Genomic DNA, 15583 nt, shown 5'->3' with positions numbered 1-15583 from the left:
CGCCGAAAGCCTGCTATTCACAGTGCGGGCGGGCTTCGGTAAAGCATGCCACACAAAACGTTCCTATCAGTCGCCAAGAGGGAAGCCGGATGGCAGATGTGAAGTCGGATATCGAAATTGCCCGAGCGGCGAAAAAGCAGCCGATCATTGCCATAGGCGAAAAGCTCGGGATTTCGTCCGACGATCTCATTCCATATGGCCACGACAAGGCGAAGATCAGCGCCGATTTCATTGCTTCACTTGAGGGCAAAAGAGACGGCAAGTTGATCCTCGTTACCGCAATCAATCCGACGCCGGCAGGCGAAGGGAAAACGACGACGACAGTTGGTCTTGGCGACGGACTGAACCGGATCGGAAAAAAGGCGGTCATCTGCGTGCGCGAGCCGTCGCTCGGCCCCTGTTTCGGCGTCAAGGGCGGGGCGGCCGGCGGCGGTTATGCGCAGGTCGTGCCTATGGAGGATATCAATCTCCATTTCACCGGCGATTTCCATGCGATCACGTCTGCGCATAATCTGCTTTCGGCGATGATCGACAATCACGTCTATTGGGGCAACGAACTCAATATCGATATCCGTCGCATCACCTGGCGGCGGGTGATGGACATGAACGATCGGGCGCTGCGTGAAATCGTCATGTCGCTCGGCGGTGCTAAAAACGGGTATCCGCGCGAAGGCGGCTTCGACATCACGGTTGCCTCCGAAGTCATGGCTATCCTGTGTCTTGCCGAAAACCTCAGCGATCTCGAGCGCCGGCTTGGCCAGATCGTCATCGGTTATCGCTTCGACCGCTCGCCGGTCTATGCGCGTGACCTGAAGGCCGACAAGGCGATGGCGGTGCTGCTGAAGGATGCGATGCAGCCGAACATGGTGCAGACGCTGGAGAACAATGCGGCACTCGTGCATGGCGGTCCGTTTGCCAATATTGCCCATGGCTGCAACTCGGTGATCGCCACCAAGGCGGCGCTCAAGCTTGGCGATTATGTGGTGACCGAAGCCGGTTTCGGGGCGGATCTCGGGGCTGAGAAATTCTTCGACATCAAGTGCCGCCAGGCTGGGCTGAAGCCCGATGCAGCTGTCATCGTGGCGACCATCCGGGCGCTGAAGATGAACGGCGGCGTGAAGAAGGAAGATCTTTCTGCCGAGAATGTCGAGGCGCTGGTGCGCGGGTGCGCCAATCTCGGCCGCCATGTCGCCAATGTGCGCAAGTTCGGCGTGCCGGTGGTTGTCGCTATCAATCACTTCATTTCGGATACGGATGCCGAGATCGCTGCGATCAAGGATTATGTCGACCGGTTGGGCGCCGATGCGATCGTCTGCCGCCATTGGGCAGAAGGATCGGCCGGGATCGAGGAGCTGGCGTATAAGGTGGTCGAGCTCGCCGATGGTGGACAGGCAAAATTCCAGCCGCTTTATCCGGACGAGACGCCGCTGTTCGACAAGATCCAGACGGTTGCGTCGAAAATCTATCATGCAGGCGAGGTGACTGCCGACAAGGCGGTGCGGGATCAACTGAAGGCGTGGGAGGAGCAGGGTTATGGCAATCTGCCGGTCTGCATCGCCAAGACCCAATATTCCTTCTCTACCGATCCGACCCTGCGTGGCGCGCCGGAGGGGCATGTCGTGCATGTCCGCGAGGTGAGGCTCTCCGCCGGTGCGGGTTTTATCGTGGCGATCACCGGCGAAATCATGACCATGCCCGGTCTGCCGCGGTCGCCATCCGCCGAACGAATCTTTCTCAATGACGAGGGGCAGATCGAGGGGCTGTTCTGATAATATTGTTCATGTCGATTGCCGTTTGAAACGAATATATCAAGCTGCGGGAAAGCATCGCGGGAACCTGAGCTTGAATTTGGAATTGATGATGCGCAGGATGGGTAAAACCGATCATCGTTCATTTTGTCCGGAGAGTTTCATGTCGATCGTATTTGGGAAATATTCTCTGTCCATCGCCGCTGTCATGGTGTTTGGCGCTGCCGCTGCGCTGCCTGCCGGTGCGGCAGATCTCGTTCGGGGCTATTATCCACCGGCGGCAAAAAGCCAGCGGCATTATGTTCGCACCGCTTATGCCAATGAGGAATGCGGTCTGTTGAAGGTCACGCAATCCGGATATTCGCGGATCGTCCGCATATGTTCTCCGGTGCTCGATCTGAGGCCTGCTCCGACGAGAGGCACTTCGAGCGGCGATGCCGGCAATGGATCGTCCTTCACTGTTACGCAGCAGTAAGACACCCCTTATCGGCAATAGCGATAACCACCGTTTCGCTCGAGGATGTCCAAGTGAAGATGGTCTTCGTGCGATGCGTCGCTACCTGGTGACAGGACGGTGGTGAAGTGCAGGCATGCTCCGGCAGTGGCGGTGCGCTGGAATGCGCCTTCCAGTGTCGAATCTTCCGTTCTCGGTTTCATCTCGATCTTTTCACCATTGTCGAGCTTGAAGGCTGCAACATCATAGGCGTTGCCGCGAGCATGTTCGGAAATCTTTCCGGTTGCCGCACTGTTTCTCAAACGGCACTGGTAGGTGGAGCCTGGAACGAGGCCGACGATCCTGCGGCCCGGCATGGCGATGGTCATGGCGGGCTGGACCGTGTCTTTCAGCCAGTGGGCCATGGTAAGCGCCGTCTTGCAGCGCATGGTCGCGCCGCCGAGATCGACGCCGGGCAAGACTTCCGCCACATCGATCGGATGTTCTATGCCGCAGCCGTTGCCGTCGTCGATAGGATCGTTCGTTTCGAATTTTGCACCGATCGCCTTCAGATCGGCCAGACAGGCCTGCAGTTCCTGTGGATTTTCTTTTTCGAGAGGCGGAGGAGGGGGCGTCTCGGCTTTTTCCGTTTCGCCAGCTTCATCTGGCTTGCCGTCCGGTTTCACTTCAGCCTGAGCGGGCTGGCTCTCTGCCGGCTTCTCCGGCGATCCGCGTTCGGCGTTGTCCGGTTTGGCGGTCACTGTGTCTGGTTCGGGCTTGGGAAGCGGTGTGGGAACCTCTGTCTCGCGCGCCGGTTCGGTGGCAGTCGAGGGTTGTTCGACGACTGGGGGCTTGGCTTGGTCTTCTGTCTCCGGCTTTGCGGGTGAAGAAGCGGCTTTCCCGTCGGGCTTGGCGAGGTCAGGCTGCACCGGTTTGTTTTCAGCGTTATTCGTCTCGGGTGGCGCGGCCTGTTCTTCGGGCTTCCGGTTTGCGGCCTCTACCGGTTTGTCTGTAGGTAAAGGCGGCTCGGGCGTCGACTTCTGTGCGGTTTCGGCCGGTTTCGGGATGGGCAGGGGAACGGAAGCGAGCGGTGGCGGTTTGGGGATTGAATTGCGCGACGTGTTGCGGCTGCGGGTTCTCGCCTTCTCCCTGGTCGAAGACTGTTTGCGAATGCCGGTATCCTTGAGGAAGCGGTCGATTACGTTGACCTCGACGATTTCGGCGCTCCTGCCCGGCAGGGCCGGCCGTTCGGGCGGCAAGGCTGCACCAAGCATGAGAGGTGCGGCAAGCGCGATGAGTAAGGTTGACCGCTTCATTCCCTGTCTGTCCTCCGGACCGGTTCAGCACTGTGCTTCGGCGCAACGGATGCCGAGCGAGAGGGGCAACGCGGATCGACCGGTTTTGGTCGCATCAGGCGGCGATATTTTTGCGCTTGCGCGAGGGGAAGAGCCGCGATAACAATTCCGTCCATGACGATTTCGATGAACAACAACGGTAACTGGTGGTGGGCACGCTAACGCGGCCTTGACCAGTCATGTCCATCGACAAGACCAGACCAAGCCGCCCGAGAACCGAGGCGGCTTTTTTGTTGGCTGCTTTCCGGAAACGGGCGAACCAGATCGAAGAGGCAAGGGCATTACAATGGTGACGATCATTCGCGAGGACGGTTCCGAGACCTACGAGACGCGAGGCGGCATAACCGTCAGCCGGGCCCGCCGTCCGGCGGAATATGCAACGGCAATCTCGTCCTATGTCGACAGGCTGGATGAGCGCCGCGGCGCCGTTTTCTCGTCGAACTACGAATATCCCGGTCGTTACACGCGCTGGGATACGGCAATCGTCGACCCGCCGCTCGGGATCACCTGCAATGGACGCAAGGTCTGGATCGAGGCCTATAACGAACGCGGCGAAGTGCTGCTCGGTTTTGTCGCCGACCGACTGGCGGCAGTCGAAGACCTTACATTCGGTGATCGGACCGTCCGACGCCTCGACCTGACGGTCAACCAGCCTTCTCGTGTGTTTACCGAGGAAGAGCGCTCGAAGATCCCGACTGTCTTCACCGTGCTGCGCGCAATCGTCGATCTTTTCTATTCCGACGCGGATTCGGCGATCGGCCTGTTCGGCGCTTTCGGGTACGACCTTGCCTTCCAGTTCGATGCGATCAAACTTTCGATGGAACGGCCGGAAGACCAGCGCGACATGGTTCTGTTTCTTCCCGATGAAATTCTCGTCGTGGACCACCATGCGGCCAAGGCCTGGATAGATCGCTACGACTTTGCCAGGGGCGGCGTTACGACCGAGGGCAAGGCGCAGGAGATCGCGCCCGATCCGTTCGTCCGCACGACGGTGACGCCGCCGAAAGGCGACCACAAGCCGGGCGAATATGCCAAGCTCGTCACAGAGGCGAAGGAGAGTTTCCGTCGCGGCGATCTGTTCGAAGTGGTTCCCGGCCAGAAGTTCATGGAGCGTTGCGACTCGAAGCCTTCGGAGATTTCCAATCGGCTTAAGGCGATCAATCCGTCGCCCTATTCCTTCTTCATCAATCTCGGAAACCAGGAATATCTGATCGGTGCGTCGCCGGAAATGTTCGTGCGCGTCTCTGGTCGTCGGATCGAGACCTGCCCGATCTCGGGCACGATCAAGCGTGGCGAGGATGCGATTTCCGACTCGGAACAGATCCTCAAGCTGCTGAATTCGAAGAAGGACGAGTCGGAACTGACGATGTGCTCCGACGTCGACCGGAACGACAAGAGCCGTGTTTGCGAACCGGGTTCCGTCAAGGTGATCGGTCGCCGACAGATCGAGATGTATTCGCGCCTCATCCATACGGTCGACCACATCGAGGGCCGTCTGCGGCCGGACATGGATGCTTTCGATGCGTTTCTGTCCCACGCCTGGGCCGTGACGGTGACCGGTGCGCCGAAGCTTTGGGCGATGCGCTTCATCGAAAGCCACGAGCGCAGCCCGCGCGCATGGTATGGTGGTGCGATCGGCATGGTCGGCTTCAACGGCGACATGAATACGGGGCTGACACTCAGGACCATCCGGGTGAAGGACGGTATTGCCGAAGTGCGTGCCGGTGCAACGCTTCTCAACGACAGCAATCCGGAAGAGGAAGAGGCGGAAACCGAACTGAAGGCATCGGCCATGATTTCAGCCATTCGTGATGCGCGCGCCGGCAATTCCGGCAAGGTCTCCCGCGATGTTGCCCGTGTGGGCGAGGGAGTGAAGATCCTGCTCGTCGACCACGAGGACAGCTTTGTTCATACGCTGGCCAATTATTTCCGCCAGACGGGGGCGACGGTTTCCACCGTGCGCACGCCGGTGCCGGACGAAGTTTTCGAGCGGATCGATCCCGATCTCGTCGTGCTGTCTCCCGGACCGGGCAACCCGAAGGATTTCGACTGCAAGGCGACGATCAAGGCGGCGCGGGCGAAGAACCTGCCGATCTTCGGCGTGTGCCTCGGGCTTCAGGCGTTGGCGGAAGCCTATGGTGGTCAGCTTCGTCATCTGGCGATACCTATGCACGGCAAGCCGTCGCGTATCAGGGTGTTGGAGCCGGGAATCGTCTTCTCCGGACTTTCCAAGGAAGTGACGGTCGGCCGTTATCATTCGATCTTTGCCGATCCGGCGACACTCGACCGCGATTTCATCATCACGGCCGAGAGCGAAGACGGCACGATCATGGGCATCGAGCACGCGAAGGAGCCGATTGCAGCGGTGCAGTTCCACCCGGAATCGATCATGACGCTCGGCGGCGATGCAGGAATGCGGATGATCGAGAACGTCGTGGCGCATCTGGCGCGTAAACGTGAGACGAAGGCGGCTTAATATGACTGATGAAATCCGTATCGAGCCGATACGGGAAGATCATGTCGAGGGTTTTCGTGATGCCCTCGACATCGTCGCGCGTGAGCGGAAATATCTGATCTTTCTCGAGGCACCGCCGATCGAGGCGATGCTGGCCTTCGTTCGGGACAATATTGCCGCCGGCCATCCACATATGGTGGCGGTTGCTGACGGCAAGGTCGTCGGGTGGTGCGATATCCGCCGCGGAGCGCGCAATGCGGAATCGCATTGCGGCACGCTCGGCATGGGGATCGTTCCCGGCTATCGTGATAAGGGTCTTGGCAGGCGGTTGATAACCGCCACGCTCGATGCCGCGAAGGCTGCGGGTTTGCACCGGGTCGAACTTAACGCGCGTGCGGAGAACCTTCGGGCGATCACTCTCTATGAGCGGGTCGGTTTCGAGCACGAAGGTGTTGCACGCGACGCGGTGAAGATCGACGGCCGGTATTTCGACAGCGTCAAGATGGGCCTGATCTTCGACTGATTTACTCCGCCCGCTTCACGACGCGGAAATTCATGTCGCTGCGGATTTTAAAGCCAAGCGAGCGGTAGAGGCCGACAGCGCCTTCGTTGTGCTTGTAGGCATGGAGATAGACGGTTTCTCCGCCGGCGGAAATTTCGCCGGCGACGAAGCGTAGCATCAGCTTTCCGAGACCTTTTCCCTGCATATCCGGATGGACGCAGAGGCCGCTCAATTCGGCAAAGCCGGGCTGGCGCATGCGCTGGCCGCCCATGGCGACAAGCCGGCCATCCATGCGGATACCCCAGAAAGTGCCGAGCGACTGCGCCCTCAGCGTGAACGGGCCGGGCCTGGTCAGGGTTGCGAGCGCAAGCATATCCGCCGCATCGTTTTCGCCGAGTTTTACGATGCGAGGGTCTTCGATCTTGTCGAACGGCTTTTCGGCCAGCATCTGCACCAGCGTGTCATCGATGATCGTGTCGAAACCGGCAAGGGCAGGGATTGGCCCCGCTTCGACCAGCGCCATTGTCTCGCCAGCCAGCGGCAGGGCCATGATTGCAGCAATGCTCTCGGTCATGTCGTCGCGCATCGCGGCGAAAGGCACGATCGATGGGGCGTAACGTTTGGCGAGCGGGGTGCCTTCGGCGAAGGCCGAATGGACGCTGGCGAGTGCGTTCCAGGCCGGGCGATCGAGGATGTGGGTCATTTCGTTTCCTTGTCTTCTTTCATGCGCTCGATCAGCGGGCGGAGTTTGAGACCGTCTTCGATGGATGCGAGCTGATCCAGGAAGGAGCCGTCGAGATCGGTGCAGAGGTTTCTGACGGCGGCCTCGACGCCCGGCCAGACTTCGCGGGTGGAGTAGTCGACGAGATCTTGCCCGGCCTTGGTCAGCGAGACCTGCTTGCGGCGCTGGTCGCCATCGCTGACGGACAGATCGAGCAATCCCGCTTCCGCCAGCTGGCCGATCGTGCGCGTGGCGCCCGGCTGCGATATGCCGATGACATCAGCAAGTTCCCCAACCGTCAGCGGTCCGTTGCGGTCGATCGCCGCGAGAAACGGGTAATGCGCTGCCGGCAGGTCGATGCCGTGCTGCTGCATGATCAGCTGCGTGTTGGCCTGGACCATTTCTCCGAGACGGCGAAGCCTGGTTCCCAGTGTAAGGTAGCCGAAGTCCTTGACGATGTCGTGAGGCATAAGTACCTCTCCATGAATTTATATAACGAGTTATATAAATGGTTATGTTTTTCTTGCAAGGGGACCTGAGCCGGAAAGTGCTTTGACAAAAGCGGCGCTCTGCGGCATATGCACACTCACCCGAAACCGCTGCTGCGAGACCGCTCGCCGTGGCGGTTTCGTCGTTTTGGGACATGGCTTCTGCAAGTCATTCTCACCAGCAAAAAGGCGCCCGAATGCGGCGCAGCGAATGAAGGACAAACCGGTGAACACGGCGCTTAACAAAGATCGAGCCATCGTCGAGCGGCTCGCATTCTGGGGCATTCCCATCTCGATTGGGGTCATGGGCCTGAAGATGCTTGCCTGGTGGGTGACAGGATCGGTGGCGCTGCTTTCCGACGGCATGGAATCCTTCGTCAACGTTACCGCAGCCTTCATCGCCTATTTCGTCATTCGTTACGCACAGCGGCCAGCCGATCACGATCACCAGTTCGGTCACCACAAGGCAGAGTATATCTCTGCGGTCGTTGAGGGCGTGCTGATCGTCGTGGCGGCGATCCTGATCATTCAGGAGGCCTGGGGCGCACTGTTTGCGCCGGAAGCCATGCAGGCACCATGGCTGGGACTGGCGATCAACGCCGTCGCGGGCGTCATCAACGCCATCTGGGCGACGATCCTGATCCGGGTTGGGACGGCACATCGGTCTCCGGCGCTGGCGGCTGATGGTCATCACATCATGTCGGACGTGGTGACGTCGGCCGGTGTCTTTGTCGGTCTGGTTCTCGCAGTCGTTACCGGTTACGCGATCCTCGATCCGCTACTCGCCATTCTCGTTGCGATCAACATTCTCTGGCAAGGATACAAGGTGATCTCGCATTCGCTTGGCGGGTTGATGGACAAGGCGCTGGAGCCGGATGAAGAGGCGGCGGTCCGCGATGCGATCACGGCGCATTCAGCCGGTGCCTTGGGGGTTCATGACCTGCGATCCCGGCGGGCAGGGGCGGCCGCTTTCATCGATTTTCATCTTGTCGTGCCGGCTTCGATGACGGTCGGTGAGGCGCATGATATCTGCGACCGCTTGGAAGATGCGATCAAAGAGGCTATTCCCGGCTCCACACTGGCCATTCATGTGGAGCCCGAAGGTGAGCGCGCCCATGGACAGAAGGTCGAAATCGAAGGAATTGAACAATGACGATGACGGATGTCAGCGGGCTGTCGCAGCTCGGCAAACAGGTAGACGCACCGAAGAGCCCTGAAGAAGCAGTTCTTGAGCGGGTGCCGAACAGCAATCAGGGCATGGATTACGTGACGCGCTTCACCGCGCCGGAATTCACTTCGCTCTGCCCGATGACCGGCCAGCCGGATTTTGCCCATATCGTCATCGACTATATTCCCGATGCCTATCTGGTCGAATCCAAGTCGTTGAAGCTGTTTCTGACCTCGTTCCGTAATCACGGCGCCTTCCACGAGGATTGCTCGGTCTATATCGCCAAGCGGCTCGTCGAATTGCTGCAGCCGAAATGGCTGAGGATCGGCGCTTACTGGTATCCGCGCGGTGGCATTCCGATCGATGTGTTCTGGCAGACGGGTGCCGTGCCGGAAGGCGTGTGGCTGCCGGATCAGGGCGTGCCGACCTATCGCGGACGTGGGTAAGTAACGGTCCGGCCAAGCCGGAGTAATCGATCCAGTTGACCGATTGTAGTGACGAACGCACCGAGCTCCAACAAAGGCCGGGATCGGTTGCTGCATTCGAATAAGAAAGCGCCGGAGCATCACTGCCCCGGCGCTTTTTTCGTTCGTGAGGTGATCTGTCAGACGTCGAAACTATCGTCGTTGTTGTCGAAGTCGCCACTATCCTGATCGGCATCGGCATTGGAATAGTCGGCCTGCTGCCAGCCGTCATTGTCACTGTTGTTATTGCCGTTGTCCGGTTTGTCCGATGCTTCGCGGATCGCGTCGTCACCATAATAATTGTTGACCACGGTTTCCTCGACGGCGGGCTGTTCGGAAGCACCGAAGGCGCTGGCGCCGGCAAGCGGATTGCCCAGACCGGCGCCGGCCATGTGATTGCTGAAAAGGCCCGACAGCGAGTTGGCGAGCAGCATGCCGCCTGCGACACCGGCGGCGGTGCCGAGAGCGCCGGTCAGAAAACTGCTGCCGGCCGATGGACCGCGCGAGAGATTATTGCTCCAGGGTCCGGATGGCTGAGCGGCAGATGGCTGTGCGCCATAGGTTGGCGGAGGAGGGGCTCGATAGCTGTCGTCATAACCGCGCGGGCCTTCATAGGCCTGACGGGCACCCCAGGGGCCGGGCGTCGGCGCTGAGGATTGCTGAACCGGTGCGGGTTGGCGCGACTGCTGCGAGCCGAAGATCGAACTCAGGAAACCACCGCCCTGTTCCGCCTGACGATGTTCGCCATGTGCCGCTTCAAGCTCGCGGATGCGGTCTTCCAGTTCACGGATATGATTGGACGCGGCCTCCAGCCCTTTCTCCTGCACCACCACCGCCTGGGCAAGGTAATAGGTCGCGTAGGGCTGTTTGCGGGTTTCCTGATCGATCAGTTCTTCCGCATCCCTATCTCGCGGTGTTGCCGAGGCGGTACGGACGCGTTCGAACAGGGAATTGAGAAGCTGACGTTCTTCCGGTGACATTCTTGCCTCCTTGGGCATTTGGGCTACCCAAGGAGGTATGTGGTGATTGCGGCTTTTCAAATCGCCGCAAGATTAAATCTCGGTAATGCCGATCCGGCTGTTCCGAGAGGATTTCAGCTGTACCGGTTAGCCGCCAAAGGCGAGCGAGAGGCCGAGCAGGGCGGTGATGCCGCCGAGAATACGGGCGACATGAGGGCTGAAACGGGAAATGCCGAGGCCTGCGGCAATGCCGGCAATATGCAGGAATGCCGTCGCGATGACGAAGCCTATGCCGAACTGCAGCGCGCCGGCCGAACCGAGCTCACCACCATGAGCATGACCGTGGAAGAGTGCGAAGACGGCGACGATCGCCGCACAAACGGCTGTCGGCAGGCGAACGGCGATGGCGACGAGCAGGCCGAGGGCGATGACGGAGGCCAAAATCGCGGGTTCAACGAAGGGAAGTTCAATGCCCGACAGCGCGAGGGCAAAGCCGATCGCCATCGTGCCGACGAATGCCGAGGGAACGATCCAGAACGCCTTCCTGTTGCCAGTTTGAGAAATCTGGGCTGCCCAGAGCCCGACCGCGACCATAACGAGGATGTGGTCCATGCCGAAAAGCGGGTGCGAGAAACCGGCCATAAACGAGCCGTGCTCTTCCGGGTTGAGATGGGCAAAGGCGGGTGCCGTCGCTGCTGCAAAAATGGCGGCGGAAAGCGAAAGGCGTCTGAACATTATGGTCCCCTCAGATTCTGTCTGACTTAAAAATATGATGGAACATAGGGCGCAGGGCTTTCCTATGTCCACCGCAATTGCCAACCGATCGTCGGAGGTTTCTACGTCATTCACCTTATAGGCGGCCTTAGTCGTGGCTTGCGGCCACTCTCCATTGTTTTGTGGCCGAGAACACATTATGTCCGATAATGTAAATTAATGTAGGGGTTCTTCCGAAGGCCCATGTATTCCGGGTGTTTCGATAGCTTGATGCGCATCAATGTTCGGTTATCGGGCTTGCGGGTACGTTTGGGGTAACAGCTTGCAGGAGTTGGTCGGATGGCCCGCATCAAGAGAACAACAGTCGCCGAAATCGAGAACATGAAGCCCGGTGCGGCACGGATTGAAAAGCCTGACACCGACCAGCCCGGCCTCTACATCATTGTTCAGCCATCTGGTAAGAAATCGTTCGCCTACCGATACCGGTTCGCGGACAAGCCCCGTAAGTTGACGCTTGGCCCTGTGGTGTTCTCTCGTGACGGTGGCGATCTGGAAGGCAAGACTGCGCCAAAGCTCTCTGAAGGTCACACCCTGGCCGAAGCACGCAATCGTGTTCGGAAGTTGGCCGACCGGCTGAGAGCGGGGACTGACCCGGCAGAGGAACTGGAGCAAGGCTACTTTTCAAAACCCTCATCAAACGCCACACTTTCCGACGATCTGGACGAGTACCTAAAGAGCTACGTCAGGCGAAAGAACAGGGCATCAACTGCCAATGGTGTTGAGGGCATAATCAATAACCACGTAAAGCCAGCCATCGGCAGCAAGTTCGCACGCCGCATCACTAAGCGCGATCTGGTCAAGCTGATTGCTCACGTTGAGGCTAACGCAGGGCCTGCCGCAAGCCTGCGCACACTGTCCGTTGTGAAGCGATTTTTCGCATGGTGCGAGGAAAAGGCGATTATTGCCGACAACCCCGCCACGACCGTTAAGGCAGACGCCGAACCGGTCATGTCGGACCATTATTTGAACAGCGATGAAATCCGCATTGTCATGCTCGCCGCCAAACGCATGGACTACCCTTACGGCGTATATTTTCAGACGCTAATATTGACAGCCCAACGGCGCACCGAAGTGAGCGACATGGTGCGTGGCGAGATTGATGGCGATGTTTGGACGGTGCCTGCCGAGCGCGCCAAGAGCAAGCGGCCCAATCCTGTGCCAATTTCTCCCGCAGTCGCCAAACTGCTTGCAGAATGCCCGGAGTGGGGCGGCTCGCGCTATCTGTTCTCGTTTAATGGGGACAACCCGATCCGCGCATTCAACAAGGCGAAGAAGGATCTTGACGCTATCGTTGCCGAACTGGCCGAACAAGAGCACGTAACCGTCCGTCCCTGGCGGTTGCACGATCTGCGCCGCACGTTCAACACGCTTGCCCTTGACCTGGATATGACGACGGAAGACGTTGCTGATGCCATTCTAGGTCATAAGCGCGGCGGGCGTGTGCAGCAAACTTACAATAAGGCAAAGCTCATCAATCAGCGCCGGGCAGCGCTCGAAACATGGTCAACATACGTCACAGAGTTGGTTAGTCCGACACCGAGACTAGCACTCGTTAGCGCCTAACTCGGTATCGTTTAATTGCGGAAAAGTGTTGCGTTGCGAGAATCGCAACATATTGAAATTAAACATATAATTTCTTCAATGAGTTGGGGCGTATGCCATAGTGGTGGTACGTTATGATCAACGGTTTCTAAGCGGCTTTGGGGTTCAATTAGCTAAAAATGGGGCGTAACAAGTCTGTGCGGCGGGCGCCGGAGATGAGGCCGGGTCGCATCAATTCGAAAGGAAAAGAGAAACAGATTTGTCTACTCAATTGCTCACCCTCAAGGACGTACAGAAACGAATTCCGGCGGGTCGCACGACCTTTACCCGCTGGATCAAGTCGGGCGAATTTCCTCCGCCAACCATCATCGGCGCATCTCTATTTTGGCCGGAAGATCAGATCGAAATATATCTGACTTCGCGCCGCTCCGATTGGACGCCGAGCAAGGCCGCTGAGGCTTCGATGACAGGTATCAACTAATGGCTAATGGCATAATCGACCTGCAGGCCGCGCTTCATCACCTTCGCTTCAAGCTTGAAGACACCGGCTTGGCGGTGGTCTCCTGCGGCTACCGGGCTGGCTGGCGCTTCATGGCCGCCCAGCCTTTCCCTGTCCCAGAGGAGGTTTGACCCATGGAGAAGTTGACATTCCCCCGGACCCTGTTTTTCGTTGGAGGATCGCTGACACAACGCAATCTGATTGCTTCTGCGGCCACTGGGGTTGGTGGGCTGACCACGCGCCTTCGGCCCGAGGAGTGGAGTTCGGACGCCGCTCGCCGCTATCTCGACGCCCACCATCTCGCTGTCGTCAATGAGATTGAGGGCCACGAGCTTTCTTCGGCTCTTGCGGACGTGATTAGCCGCGATGCTGACATTTTTGACAACAACGGGATGCCGGTGAAGACGCTCGATATAGAGTGCTTAATCACCGGTTCGACTTTGCCGCTAATCGATCCCGCGATTGCTGCCGAGATCGCCAGCTATATTGTCGTGGTGAGCCTGGACAAGCATCCTGTGAAGACCATGGCCGATGCCCGCGCACTTATCGAGAAAGCGCATGGCTCTTGGCCTGGTTGGACAGTGGAGGGCGGTAAGCGCTCTTCGCCTTTGGCGATCACGCCAGCCGCTGAGGCATGGGTTGAAAACTGTTCATCTGCTGTATCGGGCATATGATCGATGACAGAGATATACACCGGCCCTATCACCTATCCGCTATTTTGCGATGGCGAAGCGCTTCCGAACGATTGGACGGTTGCCAGCGCTAGAGCAATTGGCTGGACTGACACCGAGATAGCAGAGGGAGCCATAGAGTTCGAAAGGCTCTATGATCGCCGGCTTCCCTTGGGCAACGAGCCGCCCGGACAGTTGGAGTTCCTCGCGCCTGCAGGGGAAAACGAGGTCGCAAACCCTGCGCCTGTTATCGAGCTTCCATCGCGCATCGATCTTTCTAGTCCTTCGGAACCAGACCCGGAGAACGATCTGTCAGCCCCTGAGAATCCCGATAATTGGCTTTGCTTTTCCGCCATCTACAATGAAGGCGGTAGGCCGATCCTCTACACCGCATCTCCCGACCTGTCCGCAGGTGCGATGATTTCTGACGAATTCATGTCTGCCGGTGGCATGATGCTTCGGTATTACCGCGGCGACTTTTGGCGCTGGAACGGTGCCGCTTATCATGCCGTCAAAGAGGATGACATGAAAGCTGTGATCCGCACCTACCTGCGCAAGGCCGTGACTATCGTTGTAGAGAACAAAGAAAAGGCAGAAGTCCCATTTAATCCAACCATTAACAAGGTCAACGAAGTGCTTGCGTCTCTCAAGGCGCTTTGCAAGGTCAGCGACGATGTAGATATGCCCGCTTGGTTGAACGAGAAGACCAACCTTCCGAAGGCAAATGAGCTGCTGCCCGTTTCTAATGGCCTGCTTAGGCTCCTGACCGGCGAGCTGTTTAACGCAACGCCCTCCTTCTTCAACGCCGCTGCTTCCAGTGTTGAGTATTCCGCCGCTGCTGGCGAGCCTGTCGAATGGCTGAAATTCCTTGCTTCAATATGGGGGGATGACCAACAGTCAATCGAGACCCTGCAAGAGTACCTTGGATATCTAGTTTCCGGTTCGACCGCTCTGCAAAAAGGGCTGATGATTATCGGCCCAAAGCGTTCAGGCAAAGGCACAATTCAGCAAGTAATAGAATGGCTCGTCGGCAAGGTGGCCATTGCCAATCCAACGCTTTCCGGTTTGACAGATGATTTTGGCCTCTCGCCGCTCATTGGCAGGACCGTTGCTATCATAACTGACGCCCGCCTTAGTGGCCGTGCCGACCTCTCTTCCATCGCTGAGCGTATCCTTGCGATTACTGGTGAGGATAGTATGACGATCAACCGCAAGGGAAAGGACTATTGGACCGGGCGTTTACAGGTTCGTTTCGTTATAATGTCAAATGAAATCCCACGCTTGACGGACGCTTCAGGCGCACTGGTTTCACGCATGATCATGCTGAATATGACGAAATCGTTTTACGGTCGGGAAGACCTGACGCTTAAAGGTCGTCTTGCTTTTGAACTGCCGGGCATTCTGAATTGGGCCATTGCTGGATACAAGCGCTTGATTGCTCGTGGCTTCTTCGTCACGCCGAAGTCGGCGCAAGATAGCATAAACGAAATGACGGAAATGAGTTCACCGATTAAGGCGTTTAGCACTGAATGCCTGAGGGCTTCCGGTCCCGCACGGCGTGAACTCCGCAGTGAAGTTTTCAATATGTGGAAAGAGTGGTGTTTGGAGAATGGCGAATTCGCCGGTTCTGCCGCAGCATTCACGACAAAGCTTCGAAGTGTGTTCCCGAATCTTGGCAGCGTTCAACTAACCGGGGGGAAACGTTGCTATGTCGGGGTCGAAGTTATCCGTGATCCTGCGTTTTAGCCTTACAAAACCTGACATAAATAATCTCGTCTCAATGTGGGATTGTTCGCTGCGACTT

General features: G+C 58.1%; 16 protein-coding genes. 11 read left to right on the top strand and 5 right to left on the bottom strand.

Features of this window, described 5'->3' with window-relative positions; genetic code table 11:
* The first annotated feature begins 89 nt into the window (after window positions 1-89).
* Both HNQ72_RS04380 and HNQ72_RS04375 read left to right on the top strand, forming a co-directional pair.
* Complete coding sequence (locus tag HNQ72_RS04380; protein WP_183989861.1) at window positions 90-1769, top strand: formate--tetrahydrofolate ligase; 1680 nt, start codon at window positions 90-92, stop codon at window positions 1767-1769.
* Window positions 1770-1911: 142 nt separating this feature from the next.
* Entirely contained in the window at window positions 1912-2223 is a 312-nt protein-coding gene (locus HNQ72_RS04375; RefSeq protein ID WP_183989860.1) for a hypothetical protein, read from the top strand.
* A gap of 8 nt (window positions 2224-2231) precedes the next feature.
* On the opposite strand, the gene HNQ72_RS04370 is transcribed toward HNQ72_RS04375, so the two are convergent.
* Window positions 2232-3497 carry an extensin-like domain-containing protein gene (locus tag HNQ72_RS04370; protein WP_244654286.1) on the bottom strand — a complete coding sequence of 422 codons (1266 nt, stop codon included), beginning with the start codon at window positions 3495-3497 and terminating at the stop codon, window positions 2232-2234.
* A gap of 325 nt (window positions 3498-3822) precedes the next feature.
* On the opposite strand from HNQ72_RS04370, the gene HNQ72_RS04365 reads away from it, so the two are divergent.
* Both HNQ72_RS04365 and HNQ72_RS04360 read left to right on the top strand, forming a co-directional pair.
* The gene (locus HNQ72_RS04365; RefSeq protein ID WP_183989859.1) at window positions 3823-6012 is read left to right on the top strand and encodes an anthranilate synthase; all 2190 of its coding nucleotides are present in this window, start codon (window positions 3823-3825) and stop codon (window positions 6010-6012) included.
* A gap of 1 nt (window position 6013) precedes the next feature.
* Window positions 6014-6514, top strand: coding sequence for a GNAT family N-acetyltransferase (locus tag HNQ72_RS04360; protein WP_183989858.1), 501 nt, complete (start codon window positions 6014-6016; stop codon window positions 6512-6514).
* A gap of 1 nt (window position 6515) precedes the next feature.
* Here the strand turns inward: HNQ72_RS04360 and HNQ72_RS04355 are convergent, their stop codons facing one another.
* Window positions 6516-7196, bottom strand: coding sequence for a GNAT family N-acetyltransferase (locus HNQ72_RS04355; RefSeq protein ID WP_183989857.1), 681 nt, complete (start codon window positions 7194-7196; stop codon window positions 6516-6518).
* A complete protein-coding gene (locus HNQ72_RS04350; RefSeq protein WP_183989856.1) occupies window positions 7193-7684 on the bottom strand; it encodes a MarR family winged helix-turn-helix transcriptional regulator in 492 nt (163 codons plus the stop codon). Before HNQ72_RS04350 ends, HNQ72_RS04355 begins: the two co-directional genes overlap by 4 nt.
* 229 nt (window positions 7685-7913) lie before the next feature.
* Here HNQ72_RS04350 and HNQ72_RS04345 point away from each other — a divergent pair, with 229 nt between their 5' ends.
* Both HNQ72_RS04345 and queF read left to right on the top strand, forming a co-directional pair.
* Window positions 7914-8855 (top strand): cation diffusion facilitator family transporter, encoded by a 942-nt coding sequence (locus HNQ72_RS04345; RefSeq protein WP_183989855.1) that lies wholly within the window; start codon window positions 7914-7916, stop codon window positions 8853-8855.
* The gene (gene queF / locus HNQ72_RS04340) at window positions 8852-9316 is read left to right on the top strand and encodes a preQ(1) synthase (protein WP_183989854.1); all 465 of its coding nucleotides are present in this window, start codon (window positions 8852-8854) and stop codon (window positions 9314-9316) included. Before HNQ72_RS04345 ends, queF begins: the two co-directional genes overlap by 4 nt.
* Before the next feature lie 158 nt (window positions 9317-9474).
* Here the strand turns inward: queF and HNQ72_RS04335 are convergent, their stop codons facing one another.
* On the bottom strand, window positions 9475-10314 hold the full coding sequence (locus HNQ72_RS04335) for a DUF2076 domain-containing protein (RefSeq protein ID WP_183989853.1): 840 nt from the start codon (window positions 10312-10314) through the stop codon (window positions 9475-9477).
* 126 nt (window positions 10315-10440) lie between these two features.
* Entirely contained in the window at window positions 10441-11028 is a 588-nt protein-coding gene (locus tag HNQ72_RS04330; protein WP_183989852.1) for a HupE/UreJ family protein, read from the bottom strand.
* 318 nt (window positions 11029-11346) lie between these two features.
* Between HNQ72_RS04330 and HNQ72_RS04325 the strand changes: the two genes are divergently transcribed.
* The 5 genes from HNQ72_RS04325 to HNQ72_RS04305 all read left to right on the top strand — a co-directional run bounded on the left by HNQ72_RS04325 (window position 11347) and on the right by HNQ72_RS04305 (window position 15525).
* Window positions 11347-12630 (top strand): tyrosine-type recombinase/integrase, encoded by a 1284-nt coding sequence (locus tag HNQ72_RS04325; RefSeq protein WP_183989851.1) that lies wholly within the window; start codon window positions 11347-11349, stop codon window positions 12628-12630.
* A 238-nt stretch (window positions 12631-12868) separates the two neighbouring features.
* Window positions 12869-13090 (top strand): helix-turn-helix transcriptional regulator, encoded by a 222-nt coding sequence (locus HNQ72_RS04320; protein WP_183989850.1) that lies wholly within the window; start codon window positions 12869-12871, stop codon window positions 13088-13090.
* Window positions 13090-13239, top strand: a complete 150-nt coding sequence (locus HNQ72_RS04315; RefSeq protein ID WP_183989849.1) for a hypothetical protein — start codon at window positions 13090-13092, stop codon at window positions 13237-13239. Before HNQ72_RS04320 ends, HNQ72_RS04315 begins: the two co-directional genes overlap by 1 nt.
* 3 nt (window positions 13240-13242) lie before the next feature.
* Window positions 13243-13782 carry a hypothetical protein gene (locus HNQ72_RS04310; RefSeq protein WP_183989848.1) on the top strand — a complete coding sequence of 180 codons (540 nt, stop codon included), beginning with the start codon at window positions 13243-13245 and terminating at the stop codon, window positions 13780-13782.
* Between the two features lie 3 nt (window positions 13783-13785).
* On the top strand, window positions 13786-15525 hold the full coding sequence (locus HNQ72_RS04305) for a DNA primase family protein (RefSeq protein WP_183989846.1): 1740 nt from the start codon (window positions 13786-13788) through the stop codon (window positions 15523-15525).
* Window positions 15526-15583: the final 58 nt, after the last annotated feature.

The organism is Aliirhizobium wenxiniae, assembly GCF_014201355.1.
Lineage (GTDB): Bacteria > Pseudomonadota > Alphaproteobacteria > Rhizobiales > Rhizobiaceae > Neorhizobium > Neorhizobium wenxiniae.
Note: the sequence above shows the minus strand (reverse complement) of the source record. Positions and strands in the feature narration are given on the sequence as shown.